This window comes from Microcoleus sp. PH2017_05_CCC_O_A (assembly GCF_020738785.1).
Taxonomy (GTDB): domain Bacteria; phylum Cyanobacteriota; class Cyanobacteriia; order Cyanobacteriales; family Microcoleaceae; genus Microcoleus.
The window spans coordinates 15,779-34,715 of the sequence record NZ_JAEQCB010000047.1; the positions used below are offsets into that span (position 1 = coordinate 15,779).

The window sequence follows — 18,937 nt, forward strand, 5'->3', positions numbered from 1 at the left end:
CTGTGCCTTAAGTTCGCGGTGTGAACCGCTCTCTCTCTGGCGCTTTATTAATATACTTATTTCGCAAGGGCTTGTCAAGCGTTTTGCGAAAATAATTTTGACTTTTTTTTGAAGCCATGCACCGTATGGGTTTCGGGTGTTCCTTCCGGCTCCCATATCCGATCGCCCCATCTGCTTTAACGCCAGAACCTGCTTTTTTACCCCCATCTCGTTTTTGACAGCCGTCTGTAGAATACTTCAGAGGTGGATATAATTGGATTTAGTCAGAGCTACTAAGACTTTGGTTACGGTGTCAGCCCGATCGCACCCTGTTCACCACAGCACTAGGTGATTGGTCAATCTGATTCATATATATATGAGTAGTGCCTGCATTCGTTGTACTTGACTCAGGGAGATTGGGGTATGCGATCGGATCGATCGCCCACCTGCAAGTCCTAGCCCCACACAAATCCATCGCCCGCAACTACAATCTCCTTAATTACAGCCACCCCCAAACATTTTCAGTTAGACCATTTATCAGCCTTTGAGATTCGATCGCGGGTTAGTCTCCTCAACATCTACATCTAAAAAGTGCAAGTGAGTCTCGGACTCAGTATTGGCAGCAATCACCAAACCTGTGCTGCCCCAAGGGGCGATCGCCCGAGGTGAGGCAGGGCCACTAAAATTGCCTACTTGAATCCCTTGACTGTTTAACACTGCTATCTGCCCCCCAGCATCTGCCAACACCCATCCCCACTTAGTTACACAAGCAGACACAGGCAAACTTTCAAGAGGAATTCGCGCTAGCTTGAGCGGCCACAATTTCATCGACAACACAGCGGCTTTACCACCTTGGGGAATTCCGAGCAAGGTATAAGGCTCAGGTGTCAACAACATCTGTCCGACGCTGGCAGACAACTTTACAGAACCCACTGATGTGCCACGGCGAGTGTAAACTCTAAAAATAGTTTGGGGATTTTTTGGTTCGTTGTCTGGCCAAACGGCTAAAACGTGTCGTCGATCCAAAAACGTTAATTCTGGTAAATAGTGTTCCGGTAACGCCACAGTAGCGATCGGCTTTAGGGCTTTTTCTCGATCGCCCGCAGTGCTATTGTCAGCTAAAGCATAAAAACGCAGTTCGCCGGGAACAGCTACTGTCAACCAGCGACCCTGAGAATCAATAGCAGCTTTAAAAGCATCTGCACCTTGCCTTAAACCCATATCCATTAGGCACTGAGGCTCTGAGGAGCCGTCGCCCTGCCAGTAAAGTTTTTGCTGAGTGAGAACGCAGCAGCCGTGGGAAGCAGGTAAAATGCCACGCACAATTTCCGGCATTAATATAGAAGTCGGCATTTCTTCTGTTGTAACTGCGTGTTGTCCCGGCTGACACCAAACCTTCACCTCTTTACCTACAGAAGCGTAGAGATACTTTTCCGTGGCAATTAAAGCAGTCAGCGGTGCAGGAAGTATTAGCGGTTTTGGCTGCAAAACCGAATAACGAACAGTCCGAAGTAAATTAATAGCCGGCTGTGATGATTTTTCCTCTTCGACTTCCAGCGCAGAGTCAGTGTCCGACTTCAGGCTTTTAGCGTTGTTGGTTGTGGGGTTTTCCCAAGGAACAATGCAGTCGCCCAATTGCCGGACAGCGGGGTCGTACATGATCAGTCGCAGAGCTTGAGCCATTTGGGAAGCACTGGCAAAACGGCGGGCCGGCAGCTTTTCCAAAGATTTTTTGACTATTGCTTGCAACGGTTCGGGGATGGCGTCGGGAAGTTGCAAGCGTTGATTCAGGTGCGCCCACCTCAAGTCTCCGGGGGCTCCGCCGAAAGGGCGGTAGCCCATGAGCAACTCAAACAGCAAAATTCCCACTGCATATATATCTGACATGGGGGAATAAAGACCGTAAAACCGCTCTGGAGCCATGTATGCCGGGGAACCTACGGTAGCGTCGGGAGAAATTTCTTGGTGGAGGCGAGTTGTACCGATTTCTGGAAGTCGGCGGGCGATGCCAAAGTCAGATAGCCTCGGCGACCAACCTTTGGAGCCTAGAGTGAGGAGGATATTTTCGGGTTTGATGTCGCAATGAACTACGCCTCGGCGGTGGGCGTAGTCTAAGCCTGCTAAAAGTTCCATGACTAGCTGTAAACCTTCGAGCAGTCGCAAGGGACGGTCTTGTTTGAGCAGGTTACGGAGAGTTCCTCCCTCGCAGTAGTCCATAACCAAGTATCTGCCTGTGGCTGTGTGTTCGAGAGCTCGGCAGGTGACAATGTTGGGGTGCTGCAAGGTGATCAGAAACCACAGCTCTCTTAAAAATTCGCTAGTTGGGGCTTTTTGATGGCTGAGTTCTTTGAGAGCAACCAGTTGGCTGGTGAGGCGGGAGTCCTTGGCGGGAGTTTCTCGAACGCTGGCACAAAAAACTCGACCAAATTGCCCTTGTCCGACTAGCCCTAAAATACGGTACTTAGAATGTTGCATCGGTCTAATTATAGAAAAAGCTTGAGCTAGTATTAAAATATGTAAAGAATGCTGACAAAAATTCAATTTTTTGAATCGATCGCCAGGTACTGCTATGTTATCTCAGGTTCATTCTCAGCCTCCGAGGAGCGATCGCACGGTCGCACCTACCAAAATCCTTGAGTTTCGCAGTCAGTATCAATCTTGCCGGATTCGGGTGCCGGATCTGGAACTGCCTGTGGCTGCTATTTTAGTTGATTGTGAGTATTACAGTTTTTTCAAAGCCGTCCAAGAACCATCGAAGGTTTTAGCCATCGTGGCTAAGTTGGCGAATAGGGGTGACTCAACAGCGATTACCAAAACAGCTAGCGGTTATGCAATCTGGGTTAGAGAGCCAGAAGTTGATGCTGTCGTCAAGCCATCTTAGCTTTTTTGAGTGTTAGCCAAATTTTTTTGGCTTTGAATATGTCGATCGCACTTGCATACTGAACTTGACAGGATGAAAAATCAATATGGTTAAAATTATTAGACTCGATCCAATTGCCGAGGAAATGGCAGTGGAAACTCGATCGAATATCCTGGCTGCCTTACTTTCCAAAGACTTAGACGTTCTTAAGGAATGCGGGGGGCGAGGAATGTGCGCTACCTGCCACGTTTACATTAAAGAGGGCATGGAAGGTTTGTCTGACATGAACCGCCGCGAGAGGAGGACGCTGGAGGTCATTACTACAGCGGCATCCAATTCGCGACTTGCTTGTCAGGCTCAAATTATGGGCGAGGGTGTCGTTGTACAGATACCTGCCGGGATGTACATTAATGCTATTGAAAATGTGGAAGCTCTGATCGGTCGCCGAGCTCAGCAAGATTTGTTACACCCAATTACGGGTCAAGTAGTTGTAGAATCGGGAAAGTTAATTACTCGTTCGATCGTTACACAGCTTAATGAAACCCGCTTCCAAGTAGGACAATATTTAGTTCGTACTAAAGAAGCTTAAAACTGATATGTTTGTATTTTAGTAGTTGAGAAAAATCTATGTTGAGCCAACTTGCGCGTTTGAGCACGGAAGCAGACGGACGCTACGCCACTGCCGAAGAGCTGCAATTTTTGAAAGACTACTTTCAGTCTTTAAATCACCGGATGAGCGCTTATAAAAAACTTCAAGCCTCTGAAAAAGAAATTATTCGGCAGGTGGAAGCACAAATGCAGTCTATCGACCCTAGTTTATATCGCCGCGGTTCTCAAGATCTGACTGAAAAGTGCCGTGGAGATGGTGTGCGGGTATTGAGGCATTCGGCGACAGCACTGTTGATTAATGATACTGAACGGTTGCGCGATCGGCTGCTGCTTTGGTTGCAAAGTATTTTAGGCGCTGTTCACAGTCGTAATAGTTCGACCGTGACCTACGATGTCATGAAAAAGGTAATAAAACAATATCTGACTGCTGAAGAAGTCAGCTTATTTTTTCCGATTCTCGACATCAACCGCACTATAGTCGGTAAATAATCAAGGAAAGTCATACCATTTTCGAGCGGGAATGACTGATTACAGAAATGCTTGGAGCAAGGGGCAACGGTTGTATTGTTTTAGCGGACTGGTATCGCATTAACCGTGATAGATTTTGCCGTTAGGAAGAATGGCTCCAAGCAAGTTAACTCCCCCCAAATCCGCCTCACTCAGAATGGCTCCGCGGAGGTTTGCTCCTGTCAAGTCAGCTTTCCGCAAATTGGCTTTACTGAGGTTAGCTTTGCTCAAGTCAATTTCACGCAGGCAAGAATTAGAAAGGTTGGCATTGATCAGGTATGCCCCGCTCAAGTTGGCTTTGCTGAGGTTGGCTCCACTCAAGTTAGCTTCCATCAAATAAGCACCGCTGAAATTGGCTTCGTTCAACAATGCCTCTGCCATATTAATTCCGGTTAAAAGTTTGCGGCTCAAGTCTACACCGCCCAAATCTGCCCCGCTGAGGTTGATACCGCTTAAGTGGCAGCCATTCAAAGTAATCTTTCTGAGGTAGGTTTTGCTCATATCTGCTTTGCACAAATTTGCTCTGTCCAAGCAAGCTTCGCTGAGATCTGATTCGCTCAAACACGCGCTGTTTAAATAAGCTTGAGTGAGGTTAGTTCGCCTGAGGTTAGCTTTGCTGAGGTTGGCTTTGCTGAGTTCGGCACGGGTTAAGTTGGCTCCGGCTAGGTTGGCTTTGGACAATTCGGCTCCGGTGAGCTGTGCGTCGCTCAAGTCTGCCTCTTTGAGACTTGCTAGAGTCAAGTCTGCATCTTTCAAGTTTGCGCCGTTGAGATTGGCTTTAATCAGATAGGCTTTACTTAGATTTGCTTCGCTCAGAACGGCTTTGGTGAGGTTTGCTGCGCTCATATCTGCACCTATGAGATTTGCCTTGGGGAGAATTGCTCCTGTTAGGTTTGCCCAATTCAGGTGAGCTCCCGCTAGGTTGGCGTCGGTGAGATTGGCGTCGGTGAGATTGGCTCCGCTGAGACTTGCTGCCATGAGGTTGGCGCCGGTCAGATTGGCTCCGCTGAGGTCGGCTTTGCTGAGGTTGGCTCGGCTCAGATGGGCTTTTGTGAGGTCGGCTTGACTGAGGTTAGCACCGATTAAGTATGGTCTGTGCTGGTGTTCGTTAAGATTGTCCAAACGTAGAGTTGGGGCATCGCTGGAACGGTATAAATCGATCGGACTCAACACAATGCCGCGCAAGTTGGCCTGTCTAAAATCTCTTTCGCCGGCTGCATATCGATTTAGAAGTTCATTGGCGTCCATTAAGTTTGAGAAAAAAGTTTGAGGTTGTGATTGTTTTTAAATTTTATGAGTTTCTAACAATACTGACAGTTTTTTGAACTGTTATGTAACGTTTTTTTGGCGTTAAACTTCAAGAGTAATTTTTTATCTTGTTAGGCTCCACCACTGATATTAAAAAAAATATCGAGTTCCAGCAGTTGCCTCGATAGGACTTTGAGCATTAAAATTAGCCAAAATTATGTCCGGAGTATTGTTCTAAGGTAAATCATGAATTGTCTAGGTGCGAGTTGTAGTCCAATAAGTAACCTGACACAATTAATTACACAAAAAATGCTCGGGAATTACTACTTGGGAAGCTTTGCGAGCATCGCAGTGTAATTAATCTTGTCCAACTACTTAAGCTTGGGTTAAAAAGATAATTTTTATGCCTGCACCTGTTGTTACTTGAGAACCCAAGAAAGTCTTGGTGATTGCTTTCATAACATATCGCTCCCGAAGGGAGCGGGGACAGCAATGAAACGCTTAGCTAACCCAAGCTTATTGAGTTACAGTCAAACTTTTTTGAAATAGCTAGAGCCATTTTTTAAACTCTGTAGATTTTTGATAATTTAACTGTCTGTAATGTTCGATCGTCGGGTGGATAAAATAGCCACCCAATAACCTAGCTGATAGCTATTAACAATAAACTAATAGCTGTTACACGAGTCAGTTTTTTTGGCAAAGCTGACTGATAATAGCTTCATGAGCTTGTCCTTCTTCGACCATAGAATCTGCCGGTTGGAGGCGATCGCGCAGTCCTAAAATAAAGCGGTTGCAGTCCGAACCCAAGGATTCGCAGGAGGTTTGCAGGCAGTGGAGTTCCCGACCTGTAAGCTGACTAAAGAAGGAACTTAAGATGCCTGCTTCTAAATAACAGGCCGGCCGCTTCGACTTGGGAGCTGTTTTAGCAAAAAGAGAGTTACCAATCTTTACTATTAAAAATCCCTGTTCGGAATAGCTGGGGTCAAATTCAAATTTTCCCCATCCGTGAGTTTTCCAGCACTGTTGCAAGGACTGAATAAATTCTACCATTTCCATTTCGGAAACTGGCTGGCCGTAGTATTCGCTGACTTCTTCGCAAAAGCGCACGTAGAAGTTTTTCCCCCACCAACGACCGCAGTTGAAAAGCACGAGGCGGGCGGCTTGGCCTGTTTCTTGTTCTAAGCCGATATAAATGGCTTGAATCAGTGTTTCTGGGAGGGCTATGAGCCGATCGCCCCGGCGGTTTTCGAGCAGGCCTAGTTCGAGGTCGCCTCGGACGTAGGCATCGCTGGCAAAGTAGTTTCCAGGGAGGCGGGGCTGTTTGAGCAAGTCGGCAATATTAATCATCGGTAATCGGCAATGGGGACGTGGAAGGAAGACGGAAGAGGTTAATTATTATCGATGTAGGAAATTTGGATTTGGCAATTGATTGTTTGTAAAAAAGGAGTTATGAGGGTTAAGTTTAAAATTAAATTTATTACTTATAACTCATAATTTATGGTTCCTGAATTACATTTTTTAAAGTATTACCTGTTGCCTATTCTTTATTGCCTTGGTCAACAATCATTGATTTTGCTTGGTCAAAGAATGGTTGCAATAATGCTCTTGCTTGCTCGGAAAGCAGTTCTTTTAAACGAGTTTGCAACATATTGCAAACAGTTGCTTCGATTTTTTGAGTTTGGTGGGCTTCGACTATACCGGAAACCCAGTCGAGAAGTCGCTGTTCGAGAAAATCTCGATCGTTCAGCAGCATGGCCATGGCGCAGTAACGCAAGACTAAAACCCAGTGTTTGAGCGATCGTTCTAAGTTTTCTTCTTTTTCGTCGGGGAATTTTTCTTGTAGCTTGTTGGCTATTGGTTGGAAGATGCTTGCTTCCTTCTCTCGCAAAAATTCGTAAATTTTCAAGCGCTGGGCGAGGATTGCAGCTTGACGCTTAAAGGCTATGAGTTCTTCGCCTTTTAGAAAGCGGGTTTCTGCCTGATCCAGCAGGGCCTCAATCTCAGGGTGCATGATTTTAATTAATTGGTAATCGGTAATTGATAAAAGGAAGTCAGTTGACAGTTGACAGTTGACAGTTGACAGTTGGCAGTTGGCAGTTGGTAATAGTTTTCGTAATTACCACCAATAACAAATAACAACTAACCAATATTAACTATTGGCCATTTCCAATTCCCCACGCAGATTAAAAGAGGTCGAATAGATCGTCAATGGTGACTTCGGCAGGTTCAGAAATAGAAATTGCTGGCAAGGGTGGCGGTAGGGGTAGGGCGCCTACTTCGGGAATTCCTTCCCAAGAAATAGCTTGAAAAAAGTCTGCTACCGATCGCGTTAAACTCAGCGCTTGACCAGAAGTCGAGCCATTTTGGGTTTCTAAAGGTTGTCCCAGCCAATTATAGTGACCAAAGAAGTCTTGGACAGACTTACCCAACCATGAAGTTTGACTTTTCATCTTTCTTCCTGCCTGGAGATACCCACCATCGGTCGCTATGCGTGCGATCGCGAAATTGGTGGGAGGAAAGGCAGGGCAGAGGATGTGCCTTTCCAGGTTGTTTACCGCAATATTTCACCGTGTTGCAGTCGATTTTGAATATCGCGGGCGTTGGCACCTTCGTTGAGCCAGAATGCTGCTGCATCAATTTTGTCTGGGTTGCCGAGGAGGAATTTACAATAGGTTTCTCCCATTGAGTAACATTGGAGTTCTATGCAACTGAGAGGCTTTTTGACTAGAGCTCCGAAGAAACCGGCGAACAAACCGGCGTATAGGTGACAAACTGGTTTGCCTACGTCGCCCAAAGTTCGAGCAACTGCTGAGTCAAATAGGTTGATGAAGATGCAGCCATGTTTGCGATCGCTCATGTCAACTTCCCAGCGACCCCAACCTTGAGCAGTGAAAGGCCACCACCAAGTTTCTAGCAGGAACATCAGATTCGACTGGCGAATGTTCTGGCTGAATTCGGCGCTAAACCATTTTTGAAAAAATTCGGAATCTTGCAGCCCCCACTGGCAACCAATAGTATACATGATGACAGAGGACGCCGGGCCTACTTCTTCTTCGAGTCCCTCCACTAAACCGATGATGAAGTCTTCGCTGGTAAAAATGTTGCGGGACTTATTCCAGTCGTTAATTGTACCAAACTCGCGATCGAAGGCAAAAAAATCCTGAAACCTATAATGGTTGTGAGTTTTAGGATGCTTTTGCTTCAATAGCGATTCCCTGTGGGTGGATATTTCTTTTGGGGCGGTAGAGACCATTGGCGCTTTACTCCTGTTTGGTGTAGTTTGCTGAAAATTAGTTCACATAGAACAAATAAACTGACCTGTGTATTCAATTTAACGTCATTTTATGAATGCAGGCAGAGGGTATAATTTTTGACTGCAATATAGTAGGAGTATCAGATACTTCAGTTCTGCCTTCGGACAACTACTTATCTGACTAAGGAGGCGAAAGTCGTTTTAACGTTAAACGGCGATGTGTTATCGTTTTGTGCAAGCTTGACCATCGAATCCAACCCTGGTTCGCCGAGGCGTCAGCAGCCACAAACAGAAAGAAGAACGATCGAGGTAAGCGGACTAAGCGAAAGTCGCTCTACCGAGATGCTAAAGCACCGGAAGGTCGGTTGGCTACCAAAACAGCAGCAGCGATGGTAGCATGAGCTGCATACCGTTTCTTTCAAACGTTGAAGCATCAAGCATCTAAACGTGGATGTATTGTAGTAGACGTAATGGAAGAATATAGATCTAAAAGCTGTTGAAAGTGTGGACAGAGCCACACAAAATTACCAGGTAACAAACAATTTGTTGCCCCTGAATGCGGTCACGCAATTGGTCGTGAGATAAATGGCGCCTTTAACATTTTGTTAAAGCCTTTGAGAGATACCTCCGCGTAGTCGTGAGATTGCATCTTACCACATCGCGCCATACACAGTAGAGGCTGATTGCCAGCCTCTACTGGGTTAAATGTATCTGTCCACTATATATATAGGGCATATGGGATGAAACATCACGCTTGTATTGCAATAGGCATCAATCAATATCAGTTACTCCAGCCTTTGAGTTATGCACAAGAGGATGCAGAGGCACTTTACGGTTTTTTGACTGAGGAGGCTGGTTTTGCGCCGGATGGATGTCTGTTGATGACGGATAGCTCGCCGTCGCTGTGGGGTCAATCTACGTATCCGAATCGGGAAAATATTCTGAAATTGACCGAAAGCCTCTGCGCGGAACATTTACAACACGGAGATTTACTTTGGTGTTTTTTCAGCGGCTACGGTGTCAGCTATGAAGGTAAGGATTATTTGATGCCTGTTGATGGCAATCCGGCTGACATTCAGGGTACGGGGATTCCGGTAGAGTTGCTGTTGAATACTCTGAAAAATGCTCCTACGGAAACGGTGTTGGTGCTGGTGGATATGAACCGCAGCCAGACAGTGAAGGCGGGGGAAACGATCGGCACTCAAACGGCAGAGCTGGCCCGGGAACTGGAAATCCCGACGGTGCTTTCTTGCCGCCCGAATCAAGTTTCGCGCGAAACTTCTGCTCTGCGTCAAGGATTTTTTACGACGGCGCTTTTAGAGGGGCTGCGATCGGGACAGTGCATGACGCTTAAGGGTTTAGACCGTTTCTTGAGCGATCGGCTACCGGAGCTGTGCGACCACCATTTGCGTCCCAAACAAGAACCTTTGATGGTGGTGAATCCTCCTGGAAAGGCTCATTTGGTGATTTTGCCTGATGCTGCTGGGGTGCCGACTTCTGCATTGGCCGGACGCAACGGCAATATGACGGTTGCGATGGCTGATGGGATCGATCGCCCGCAAATGGCTGTGGCTACTGCTCAAATGGAGGTGCCCGAGGCAACTCGCAACGCGGTTGATGCCTCGGTTGAGAGGACTCCTGTGTCGCAGCCGAATGCTGTCAGACCAGGAAGCGGTGGGGGGGGCGATCGACCGAACTCGCAACAGCCCGAGGATACGGATAACGGGGGATCGGATAAGTCATTTTTACAGCAGTTAGTTTTGTGGAGTGGAGCTACCGCTTTGGTGCTGCTGTTGGGTGTTTTTCTGACGAACAAATCGATTTTTATCGGTCAGCAGGAAGGAGATTCTCGATCGCCTGCTGAGAATGCCCAAAACCCCGGGACTCAAAAATCTGCTGGTGGTGGAGTGGCGCAGAACCAACCGCGCGCGGTACAAGCAGCGACTGATAGCAAGCAGCCTCCCTCAAGCCAGCAGGTGTGGGCTGAGGCAAAAACTTTCCTCAAGGATGGTTCTGCTTCTAGTTTTAATAGAGCGGTGGTTAAGGCTCGAACGATTCCGCCTAGCGATCCGCTCTACCCGCAGGCTCAGCAGGATATTGAGCGCTGGAGTTTGGTGATTTTGGATATTGCTAACGGGCGGGCTGCTAGGGGCAATTTCTCCGGGGCGATCGGCGCGGCTAAATTAATGCCTGATGTGAATCAAGCGGTTTACAATCAGTCGAAACAGGCGATCGTTCAGTGGGAGGAGCTATCCAAAGAGCAGGATGTCAATGCTGCTTTGCTATCGGCGGCTGCGAGTCAAATTAAGCGGGGGGCTGCCTCTTCCTACAGTAAAGGCATCCAGCAAGCGAATAAAATTCAGCCCGGTCAGCCAAAGCATGAAGAAGCTCAGCAGTTGATTGGAGAGTGGAGCGGAGCTATTCTCAAAATTGCTCAGTTGCGTGCCTCTCAAGGAAAGTTGAAAGAGGCAGTTGAAGCTGCTTCGCTGGTGCCGTCGGGTACTAAGAGTTATGAGCCGGCTCAAAAGGCGATCGCCAATTGGAAAACTAAGCTGCAACGCCAGAAAAAAGGTTGATTTAGTTAATGATTTTCCGGTTTACCACCGGGAAATTATCTTAGCTAGGGGGTCAAGATAGGTATAGCAATCCATACCTCTTGATAGTGCAAGAAGATAACGACACATCGAGCGTATTAAACAATAATATCATGGACTATTTCCCCTTCGCAGAGCCAGCGAGAGGGGATTTTATATGCTATCAGGTCGATGCCTTTTGCGAAACTAAAACATATTGTAGATGCGTGTTAATCAATATTTATCGTGTACGTCCAATATTTCCAAAACCTCCATAGACCAGCCTCTCCAGACTCAAAAGCCAGGTTTGTTTTTACCGCAATGATGGCTGTAACGATGGTTTTATGAAAAAATGATTGATGCCAAAATCCTCAATAAGTCAGCTTAAATCTAAAATTATTTTTTTATTTTGGCATTAATTGCTTCTGTTTTGCTGTAATTCGATACTTACTCTTAAGTTTAGGAACTAGCAAATTCCGCCATATATAACTGCTATTGACTACCAAATGCGAAGGTGAAATCGGGATTTTAAAGATTGAGGGTGTGGGTATTGCCGTATTGATTTGTTTGACCCATCTTTTTGGCTGTTAGGAGCGAGTGACGGATGGGAAAAAATTGAAAATTGTGCTGTTTTTAAATTATTAGAATTAATCACTCTGTTATAAATTATACAAAATTAGCCGCAACTCGCAATTGTCGTCGGTGTGCGATCGTCCCCAATGAATTTAGAAAACAAATTCATCGCCACAGAGAGCAAAATGTATCGACTCAGAAGTTCCGAGTCTTAGTTGGTGCGGACATCATAAAGCTGCCTTAATTAACACAAATCATGGCTTTGGAAGAATAGCCAAAAAATATATCATCTATAAACAAGAATTAACACTTGCTCGCTTATGGTAGCCCCCGTAACAATACGTATGCCTAAAGTTATAGTCCACAGCAAGGCATATGCGGGGATCTAAATCAATAGGGTGAGGTGGTAGTGTCTGGGTGTTAAGAGGGGCGATGTAAGAGGAATTTTTGGCGATCGATCCCTTCCCTATGGGGGAGGCTAAAACGTAAGAAGGCAAGGATCTGGAGACTGTGCTGAATTTTTTGAGTCCCGGAGAGTAGCGTTAGCACTAAACTCTGCATTATTGTAGGAGGCTAGGTAAATTTGTAACAGTTCTTAACTATGGAAAATTCTGTCAAAACTGCTAGCATGGTGACACTTTTGCTAGCAAAAACAGATAAAGTAAATAAAGTTGGCTAGCTCTAGAGGCCCCGATCCCCATCCCGGGGATCTTGAATCAATTGGATTCGTACCAAGTGGTTTTAGAGTTACAATTGGAACCAAAGCATCGCTATTTAACTGAGTTCTTTAGTTACTTTTACTTTCTGCTATGAACGTGGATTTTATCAAAGCCCAAGTCAGGTTGCTACAGGGTGCAAGTTCATCGGAGCGAGAAACCCTTATTAAAAACATCGGCGTCTGTGCTGGCGTGATCAGACCCGGAGAGTACGTGACTCCACAGCGGAAGCACGCCATCACTCTCTGGCTGCAAACAAATGCAGTGCGACTCCGGCTTCCCCAGCTTCCTCTGGATTTATCGGGCCACAAGCCTTCACACGGAAGTAATTAAGGGGCAGCAACAGAATCAGATAAATTAGTCAATCTTGTCTAAAAGTGCTTTTTTGTTGAACCCTACAGGGTCAATGAGACACAATTCGGATTGAAAAAATGTTTGTAGGGAGAGTTGAACCCGAAAAATGCCTGCGGATCGGAAGCGGCCCACCGCTTTGGCAGACACAGGAAGTGAGCGTCAAACCTGCTCTAAAAGTAGATTTGAGTAAGTTTCGCAGAACGGGGTTATTGTCCACAACTAAAACCTGGGTTATTTGCTTTTAGATTTGAGATTCAAGATTGAGTTCGTGCTGGATAAATTTGCTATTTGTCGATCGGCTGAAAAATCAACCCTATCGAATAGGTATAACTAATTACACGGGCAGTCGCGAGACTGCCTTTATTTTTGAGTCCCGCGACGAAACTCCTGCAAGTTACAATAAACCCATCTACTTGCAGACAGAGTAAAGAGTTGGGAGTTCTCCTCTATTAAATACTGAGCAACTGTCGCAGGTATGAATTTCACGCGGTACAGCATTTGTAGAAGGGCCGGCAACAATCTGAAATTTTTGTCCGGGTTAGGCGTGGGAGTCGGGCTGGACGGTAACGGTTGGAGATGTGGAACTTTCTGAGGGAGGATATCCGGTGAATGACTTGAACTAAGGAACAATTTTTATTTATGATATTAATATCATCCCACAGAAAAAGTTATCAGAAAATTGGGTTTCAAATCCCGTCCTTATAGGACGGCTTTGATATTTTACGGGAAGTTTTTTCTGCTTGTAGTATACTAGAATAAGCGTAAAATCGCGGGAGAATCAATGCTAGTCCTTGAATACAAAGTCAAAGCAAAACCATCTCAATATCGAGCGATCGACGAAGCGATTCAGACGGTGCAATTCATCCGCAACAAATCAATTCGTTACTGGATGGACGCATCAAGGGAAGACAAGATAGATCGATTTGCTTTGAACAAGTATTCTACAAAACTGCGCCAAGAATTCGCCTTTGTTAAAGAGCTTAATGCGATGGCAGTACAAGCTGCTGCCGAGCGGGGATGGCTGTCTATATCTCGATTTTACGACAACTGTAAAAAGAAAAAACCGGGTAAAAAGGGCTACCCAAAATTTCAGCGATCCAATCGCTCGGTTGAGTACAAGACAAGTGGATGGTCGCTAATTCCAACCAAACGGCGTATCACCTTTACCGACAAGAAGGGTATCGGAGAGCTAAAGTTGCTGGGTAAATGGGACATCCATACTTATCCAGTAGTAGCTATTAAACGAGTGAGATTGGTGCGCCGTGCCGACGGCTATTACTGTCAGTTTTGCGTCGATGTTGAGTGTCGAGATATTCAGCCTCTTTCAGGGAAAGAGATCGGTTTAGATGTTGGTTTGGAATCTTTCTACACAGATTCCAACGGATATCACGAACCCAATCCTAAATTCTTGAGAAAATCTGAACCTGACATCAAGCACGCTCAACGTCGCATTTATAAAAAACAGAAAGGATCGAACAACCGCCGTCAAGCAAGGGCTAGATATTCCAAGAAACATTTAAGGGTAAGTAGGCAACGGAATGAACACGCTAAGAGATTGGCGCGTAACGTATGCAAATCTAACGATTTAGTAGCCTACGAAGACTTAAAAATTAGCAATATGCTCAAAAACCACTGCTTAGCTAAATCTATTGCAGACGCTAGCTGGTATCTATTCAGAATGTGGATTCACTATTTTGCTACCAAGTTTGGAAAACTAGCTGTTGCTATTCCCCCTCACTACACGAGTGCTGAGTGCAGCCAATGCAAACGAGTTGTCAGAAAGTCTCTGAGTGCTAGAACTCATGTTTGTGTTTGCGGCTGTAACCTGCACAGAGATACAAACGCGGCTATCAACATTTTGCTTAAAGCAAAATCTAGGGGAGGACATCCCCAAAGTAACGCTGGGGGAGTTGTAACCTCTACTCTACTTGGGGCAACCCTGGTTGAGCAAGTTGCGACTGTGAACCTAGAATCCCCGCACTTATAGGGCGGGGAGTGTCAATGCAATTAACTTGCTTTCTCATATATTTGTCAACAAAAACACTGTGCCGAAAAAACAAAAATTTCCTTATTTAGTTGGTTCCCGATGGACTTCTCACCAAAAAACTTGGGGGTGGCGGCACTTTCAAGTAGTCAACAGAAAAAACGAAGGTCAATGGGTTTTTGCGGAAATGGTGGCGGCTTGCGATCCAAATGTCCGTTTCTGGCTGAACGCCAAACAGCTCAAAGATCGATCGCTCTGGCAAGCTGGATGGCAGTCTACACAAGAATTAGAGGAATTAGAAGCGGTAGAGTAAAAGATAGCGTTTTGGGGGTAGAGTGAGTTAGAGATTGGTCATGGTAATCGCAAGAGGGTGAAGTAATGAAAAAAAAAGTTGTGTTCTTGGTGTGTTTGCTAATTAGTGCTGGATTGGGCGGTGCAGTTGTCGGAAAGTCGATCGCAATTCCAATTCGCTCTCTTCCCAATACTCTGTCTGCCGATATTCCAACTCCCGCAGCAGACTTGTCCGGCTTAGTCCTGACTTTACAAGACTTGCCCGCAGGTTTTACAGAAATGCCACCTGCGAGTCTCAAAAGAATGGGCACTGGTACGCCTGACTTTAAACCAGCAAGCGTGTTTGGCTATCAAAAGAGTGATGACCAGCAGTTTCAAATAGTCATGGGATTTACAACACAACTGCCCAACGCAATCGATCGATCTCAATTTGATGCAGGAGTCCGTGAAGAGAAAGTTGCACAAGAGTTCTCTAAAGGTTTAAACAGTAGCAACAAGGAATTTAATTTTGCTAATGCTACGCCTTTAAGTTTAGAAGATAAGATTGGCGATGTATCGAGTGGATGGAGAAGTCAAGGAAAAATACGAGGTTTACTCATCAATGTCGAACTCGTGCTGTTTCGGCGGGGAAAAATAGGAAGTTTTGTCGCAATTATCTATCTCGACGGCAAACAACCCACTATGACAAGTAGCTCGACCGCGCGGCAACTAGACAAGCGCATCATGGAACTGAAACCTGACTTAACTCAACCGCAATAAGAATGAAAAAAAAACTTGTGTTCTTGGTATGTTTGCTCATTAGTGCTGGATTGGCCAGTGCGCTTGGCAAAGAGTCGATCGCAATTCCAATTCGCTCTCTTCCCAATACTCTATCTGCGGATATTCCAACTCCCGCAGCGGACTTGCCCAACCTAGTCCTGACCTTACAAGACTTACCCGCAGGTTTTGTAGAGATGCCACTTCCGACCATGCAAAAACTGGTCAGCGGTCTCCAGACATTGAAACCAGCAAGTGTGTTTGGTTATAACAAAAACGACGACCAGCATTTTCAAATAATCCTAGGATTTACACAAAAACTGACCAACCAGATCGAGCGAGCTAAATTTGACGCAGATATGCGTGAAGATGTTTTTGCTAAAGAGTTCTCCAAAGGTTTAAACAGTAGTGGTAAGAATGAATATCAATTTACTAATCTTACTAATTTAACTTTAGAAGAAAAGATTGGGGAGGTATCGCGTGGGTGGACAAATCAAGGAAAAATACAAGGTGTGACGATGAATCTCGAAATCGCGGTATTTCGACGGGGAAAAATAGGAAGTTATCTGATGATTCTGTATGTTGATGGCAAGAAACCCGCTATAACAATGAGTTCAGTCGCGCGCCAACTTGACAAGCGGATCGTGGAACTGACCCCTGACTTAACTCAACCGCAATAAGCGGGTAATGCCAGCGTTCAACAGTTGACAGTTGACAGTTGACAGTTGACAGTTTGAGAGCGACCTCTACCTAGAAGGAAGAGGATTGAAGTAATGAATAGTCTGATTTTAATTTCTCCCGATCGGGGAGAGGCATTCAACCAATTCTTTCTGATAAAAAAATCAGCCTGATACCTGAGGGTGAGACTCAGATTGGTTGCCCTAACAAGATTCTTCGTTAAAAATAGCATAAAAACCTAATCTTTATGCTATTTTTAACGATGAGTGTTACCAGAAAATTTAGTCGATCGCACTTGTTGCTGCATCCAGAGATGATATCATGTCTGTTGAATTGCCCGCCATCAAATTTTGTCGTTTGGTTGGGGCAGGTTGATAGATATTATTGTGGATGTGAATCTGAGATTGTTAGTAAACCCGCCACAAGTATTATGGTTGATTGACCAGGCAAACTCTGGCCCAGAAACAAGAGATCGATCGCAATAATTGATACAAAAATACCTATGACTGCCGCTGTTTCCCTGCAAAATGCCTGCAAAATCTACAACAAAATTCCTGTTGTCAATAACCTTTCGTTCACGATTGAAGCCGGAGAAATGTTCGGTCTCCTGGGCCCCAACGGTGCCGGAAAATCGACGACAATTCGGATGCTGACTACGCTGACTAAACCCAGCAGCGGTCAAATTCAGGTAGCTGGATATGACGTGATGCGTCAAAGCTTGCAAGTTAAACAGTCCATCGGCGTTGTGCTGCAACAAACTAGCGTTGATAATGAGCTTTCTGTATGGGAAAATATGGAGTTTCACGGGCGGATGCACCACATCCCCAACCCGAAACGGCAACAGTTGATTAAACAGTGGTTGGGATATGTAGAATTAGCAGAAAGACGGGATGATTTAGTCAAAACTTTGTCGGGTGGAATGAAGCGGAGGTTGCAAATTGCCCGATCGCTTTTGCATGAACCGGAAATCTTATTTTTGGACGAACCGACTGTAGGGTTAGACCCGCAAACGCGGCGCAGGTTGTGGGAAATTATTCTAGATTTGAACAAGCAGGGGATGACTATGCTGTTGACGACGCATTATATGGATGAGGTAGAGTATTTGTGCGATCGCATCGGGATTATGGACGGCGGTAAGTTGATTCAATTGGGAACGCTAGCGCAACTGCGGCAAGAACACGGTCAAGGGTTGGTGATGAAGCAAATAGGCGATCGCTGGGACTACAAGTTTTTCCCGACTTTGGAAGAAGCGAATTTTTATCTGGATGCGAAAGAGGATAAGACTGGTATGATGGTTCGTCCTTCTAATTTAGAGGATATATTTGTAGAACTGACTGGCAGACAGTTAGATTGATTAATGTCTAATTGCTTTTTTCCGGTTCTCCTAGATAACTCCATCCTTCTCAATTCAACACTCACCGTCTCTATTTCTAATTACAAATTCCCCAATGACTCGTTTAGCCACAACAATAGAAGCCATACTTTATTTAAAAGGTCAGCCGGTGTCGCTGGTAGAGATTGCCGAGATTGCTAAGTGCGATCGATCCGAAGCCGAAGACGCGATTATCGAGCTCATGTCTGACTCTTCCCACCGCGACAGTGCCCTAGAAGTCGTCGAAACTCCGACAGGATACAGCCTGCAACTCAGAGACGAGTTTGCGAGTTTAATGCAAACTTTAATACCCCCAGAATTAGGTGTTGGGGCTTTGCGGACGCTGGCGGCGATCGCCCTCAAAGGTGGCATCACGCAGCCAGATTTAGTGAATTTGCGGGGTTCGGGGGCTTACCAACAAGTACAGGAACTGGTAGAAATGGGTTTTGTGCGGAAACGAAAGCCAACGGATGGGCGATCGTACTGGCTACAAGTTACCGAAAAATTTCACCGGTATTTTCAAGTAGACCAATTGCCCAAACAATTACAACTTGACTTTCAGGCAAATTTGTACCCAAGCAATGAGGAGTAGTTTGAAGTAGAATGTAGCAAGCCAGAAATTAAGAATCGCCAAATGGTTTTTCACCCTGACTTTGACCAAAACAATGCCCAACAAACCGCAGTCAATCCACTTCTGAAGTACCTCCAGCACCAATCCCCGGAGGTTCTAGCCCGCATCGCCAAGTCCGCCAGCCCAGAAATCAGAGAAATTATCTCTCATAACGTTCAAGGACTTGTCGGCGTCCTGCCTTCAGAGAATTTTAACGTCGAAATTACCACAGACCGCGAAAACTTAGCAGGTTTGCTAGCTTCAGCGATGATGACAGGCTATTTTCTGAGACAAATGGAGCAGAGGATGTACCTAGAAGAAAATTTAGCAAGCACGAGTTCGATTCAACCAAACCCTACCAAAGAAAAGTAACAAAGAGCGGCGGCTTGGGGAAGCCAGAAAGATGAAACTTGTTGACAAAATAAACATTCCTGGACGGACAGCGAATTAAGAAACCGGGTTTTTAATCCTGTATACCTGGCGATACACGGATGATTTGGGTAGCAAAACCCGGTTTTTGCGTCTAGGACTATCCAGCATCAGATTTGTTTTTCAACTCCACCGCTTGAACTTA

The 18,937-nt window shown here is 45.5% G+C and carries 21 protein-coding genes and 1 pseudogene; 14 read left to right on the plus strand and 8 right to left on the minus strand.

Going from position 1 to position 18,937, the window contains the following annotated elements; genetic code table 11:
• The 3 genes from JGK20_RS12690 to JGK20_RS12700 all read right to left on the minus strand — a co-directional run.
• Positions 1-207 (minus strand): hypothetical protein (locus JGK20_RS12690; RefSeq protein ID WP_293230676.1); only part of this gene is annotated, 207 nt, incomplete at its 3' end.
• An 85-nt stretch (positions 208-292) separates the two neighbouring features.
• Positions 293-454 carry a hypothetical protein gene (locus JGK20_RS12695; protein ID WP_293187092.1) on the minus strand — a complete coding sequence of 54 codons (162 nt, stop codon included), beginning with the start codon at positions 452-454 and terminating at the stop codon, positions 293-295.
• Positions 455-516: 62 nt separating this feature from the next.
• Positions 517-2,454: a serine/threonine-protein kinase gene (locus tag JGK20_RS12700; RefSeq protein WP_293192601.1), complete on the minus strand. Its 1,938-nt coding sequence runs from the start codon at positions 2,452-2,454 to the stop codon at positions 517-519.
• A gap of 94 nt (positions 2,455-2,548) precedes the next feature.
• Between JGK20_RS12700 and JGK20_RS12705 the strand changes: the two genes are divergently transcribed.
• The 3 genes from JGK20_RS12705 (at position 2,549) to JGK20_RS12715 (ending at position 3,937) form a co-directional block, all read left to right on the plus strand.
• Complete coding sequence (locus JGK20_RS12705; protein WP_293187094.1) at positions 2,549-2,860, plus strand: hypothetical protein; 312 nt, start codon at positions 2,549-2,551, stop codon at positions 2,858-2,860.
• A gap of 85 nt (positions 2,861-2,945) precedes the next feature.
• The gene (locus tag JGK20_RS12710; RefSeq protein WP_293187095.1) at positions 2,946-3,428 is read left to right on the plus strand and encodes a 2Fe-2S iron-sulfur cluster-binding protein; all 483 of its coding nucleotides are present in this window, start codon (positions 2,946-2,948) and stop codon (positions 3,426-3,428) included.
• A gap of 38 nt (positions 3,429-3,466) precedes the next feature.
• Positions 3,467-3,937, plus strand: coding sequence for a phycobilisome protein (locus JGK20_RS12715; protein WP_293187096.1), 471 nt, complete (start codon positions 3,467-3,469; stop codon positions 3,935-3,937).
• Between the two features lie 99 nt (positions 3,938-4,036).
• Here JGK20_RS12715 and JGK20_RS12720 read toward each other — a convergent pair whose 3' ends face one another.
• The 5 genes from JGK20_RS12720 to JGK20_RS12740 form a co-directional block, all read right to left on the minus strand.
• On the minus strand, positions 4,037-5,203 hold the full coding sequence (locus JGK20_RS12720) for a pentapeptide repeat-containing protein (RefSeq protein WP_293192603.1): 1,167 nt from the start codon (positions 5,201-5,203) through the stop codon (positions 4,037-4,039).
• Positions 5,204-5,887: 684 nt separating this feature from the next.
• Complete coding sequence (locus JGK20_RS12725) at positions 5,888-6,550, minus strand: V4R domain-containing protein (protein ID WP_293185472.1); 663 nt, start codon at positions 6,548-6,550, stop codon at positions 5,888-5,890.
• 190 nt (positions 6,551-6,740) lie between these two features.
• Positions 6,741-7,214, minus strand: a complete 474-nt coding sequence (locus JGK20_RS12730) for a phycobilisome protein (RefSeq protein ID WP_293185471.1) — start codon at positions 7,212-7,214, stop codon at positions 6,741-6,743.
• Between the two features lie 172 nt (positions 7,215-7,386).
• Entirely contained in the window at positions 7,387-7,653 is a 267-nt protein-coding gene (locus JGK20_RS12735) for a hypothetical protein (RefSeq protein WP_293185469.1), read from the minus strand.
• 101 nt (positions 7,654-7,754) lie between these two features.
• Positions 7,755-8,456, minus strand: coding sequence for a V4R domain-containing protein (locus tag JGK20_RS12740; protein WP_293185466.1), 702 nt, complete (start codon positions 8,454-8,456; stop codon positions 7,755-7,757).
• A gap of 230 nt (positions 8,457-8,686) precedes the next feature.
• Here JGK20_RS12740 and JGK20_RS12745 point away from each other — a divergent pair, with 230 nt between their 5' ends.
• From JGK20_RS12745 to JGK20_RS12795, 11 genes and pseudogenes are all read left to right on the plus strand, one after another.
• Positions 8,687-8,857 carry a hypothetical protein gene (locus JGK20_RS12745; RefSeq protein WP_293185464.1) on the plus strand — a complete coding sequence of 57 codons (171 nt, stop codon included), beginning with the start codon at positions 8,687-8,689 and terminating at the stop codon, positions 8,855-8,857.
• 111 nt (positions 8,858-8,968) lie between these two features.
• A pseudogene (locus tag JGK20_RS12750) lies at positions 8,969-9,091 on the plus strand (hypothetical protein); the annotation flags it as partial.
• 105 nt (positions 9,092-9,196) lie between these two features.
• Entirely contained in the window at positions 9,197-11,032 is a 1,836-nt protein-coding gene (locus JGK20_RS12755) for a caspase family protein (RefSeq protein ID WP_293185462.1), read from the plus strand.
• Positions 11,033-12,411: 1,379 nt separating this feature from the next.
• Positions 12,412-12,651 (plus strand): hypothetical protein, encoded by a 240-nt coding sequence (locus tag JGK20_RS12760; RefSeq protein ID WP_293148907.1) that lies wholly within the window; start codon positions 12,412-12,414, stop codon positions 12,649-12,651.
• Between the two features lie 802 nt (positions 12,652-13,453).
• Positions 13,454-14,659 (plus strand): transposase, encoded by a 1,206-nt coding sequence (locus tag JGK20_RS12765; protein ID WP_293185460.1) that lies wholly within the window; start codon positions 13,454-13,456, stop codon positions 14,657-14,659.
• 58 nt (positions 14,660-14,717) lie between these two features.
• On the plus strand, positions 14,718-14,969 hold the full coding sequence (locus JGK20_RS12770; protein ID WP_293185459.1) for a TIGR02450 family Trp-rich protein: 252 nt from the start codon (positions 14,718-14,720) through the stop codon (positions 14,967-14,969).
• A 65-nt stretch (positions 14,970-15,034) separates the two neighbouring features.
• The gene (locus JGK20_RS12775; protein ID WP_293220273.1) at positions 15,035-15,706 is read left to right on the plus strand and encodes a hypothetical protein; all 672 of its coding nucleotides are present in this window, start codon (positions 15,035-15,037) and stop codon (positions 15,704-15,706) included.
• 2 nt (positions 15,707-15,708) lie between these two features.
• Positions 15,709-16,383, plus strand: coding sequence for a hypothetical protein (locus JGK20_RS12780; RefSeq protein WP_293185457.1), 675 nt, complete (start codon positions 15,709-15,711; stop codon positions 16,381-16,383).
• 500 nt (positions 16,384-16,883) lie between these two features.
• Positions 16,884-17,735, plus strand: coding sequence for an ABC transporter ATP-binding protein (locus JGK20_RS12785; RefSeq protein ID WP_293212802.1), 852 nt, complete (start codon positions 16,884-16,886; stop codon positions 17,733-17,735).
• A gap of 94 nt (positions 17,736-17,829) precedes the next feature.
• Complete coding sequence (gene scpB / locus JGK20_RS12790) at positions 17,830-18,345, plus strand: SMC-Scp complex subunit ScpB (RefSeq protein WP_293185455.1); 516 nt, start codon at positions 17,830-17,832, stop codon at positions 18,343-18,345.
• A 42-nt stretch (positions 18,346-18,387) separates the two neighbouring features.
• Complete coding sequence (locus JGK20_RS12795) at positions 18,388-18,735, plus strand: DUF760 domain-containing protein (RefSeq protein ID WP_293185454.1); 348 nt, start codon at positions 18,388-18,390, stop codon at positions 18,733-18,735.
• Positions 18,736-18,937 lie beyond the last annotated feature (202 nt).

Excerpts from the sequence above, each read along its gene's own strand:
- JGK20_RS12695 (WP_293187092.1), bottom strand. The coding sequence starts at position 454 with ATGGATTTGTGTGGGGCTAGGACTTGCAGGTGGGCGATCGATCCGATC.
- JGK20_RS12730 (WP_293185471.1), bottom strand. The coding sequence starts at position 7,214 with ATGCACCCTGAGATTGAGGCCCTGCTGGATCAGGCAGAAACCCGCTTT.
- JGK20_RS12725 (WP_293185472.1), bottom strand. The coding sequence starts at position 6,550 with ATGATTAATATTGCCGACTTGCTCAAACAGCCCCGCCTCCCTGGAAAC.
- JGK20_RS12775 (WP_293220273.1), top strand. The coding sequence starts at position 15,035 with ATGAAAAAAAAAGTTGTGTTCTTGGTGTGTTTGCTAATTAGTGCTGGA.
- JGK20_RS12780 (WP_293185457.1), top strand. The coding sequence starts at position 15,709 with ATGAAAAAAAAACTTGTGTTCTTGGTATGTTTGCTCATTAGTGCTGGA.
- JGK20_RS12710 (WP_293187095.1), top strand. The coding sequence starts at position 2,946 with ATGGTTAAAATTATTAGACTCGATCCAATTGCCGAGGAAATGGCAGTG.
- JGK20_RS12765 (WP_293185460.1), top strand. The coding sequence starts at position 13,454 with ATGCTAGTCCTTGAATACAAAGTCAAAGCAAAACCATCTCAATATCGA.
- JGK20_RS12740 (WP_293185466.1), bottom strand. The coding sequence starts at position 8,456 with ATGGTCTCTACCGCCCCAAAAGAAATATCCACCCACAGGGAATCGCTA.
- scpB (WP_293185455.1), top strand. The coding sequence starts at position 17,830 with ATGACTCGTTTAGCCACAACAATAGAAGCCATACTTTATTTAAAAGGT.
- JGK20_RS12795 (WP_293185454.1), top strand. The coding sequence starts at position 18,388 with ATGGTTTTTCACCCTGACTTTGACCAAAACAATGCCCAACAAACCGCA.
- JGK20_RS12755 (WP_293185462.1), top strand. The coding sequence starts at position 9,197 with ATGAAACATCACGCTTGTATTGCAATAGGCATCAATCAATATCAGTTA.
- JGK20_RS12700 (WP_293192601.1), bottom strand. The coding sequence starts at position 2,454 with ATGCAACATTCTAAGTACCGTATTTTAGGGCTAGTCGGACAAGGGCAA.
- JGK20_RS12720 (WP_293192603.1), bottom strand. The coding sequence starts at position 5,203 with ATGGACGCCAATGAACTTCTAAATCGATATGCAGCCGGCGAAAGAGAT.
- JGK20_RS12760 (WP_293148907.1), top strand. The coding sequence starts at position 12,412 with ATGAACGTGGATTTTATCAAAGCCCAAGTCAGGTTGCTACAGGGTGCA.
- JGK20_RS12705 (WP_293187094.1), top strand. The coding sequence starts at position 2,549 with ATGTTATCTCAGGTTCATTCTCAGCCTCCGAGGAGCGATCGCACGGTC.
- JGK20_RS12785 (WP_293212802.1), top strand. The coding sequence starts at position 16,884 with ATGACTGCCGCTGTTTCCCTGCAAAATGCCTGCAAAATCTACAACAAA.
- JGK20_RS12735 (WP_293185469.1), bottom strand. The coding sequence starts at position 7,653 with ATGAAAAGTCAAACTTCATGGTTGGGTAAGTCTGTCCAAGACTTCTTT.
- JGK20_RS12715 (WP_293187096.1), top strand. The coding sequence starts at position 3,467 with ATGTTGAGCCAACTTGCGCGTTTGAGCACGGAAGCAGACGGACGCTAC.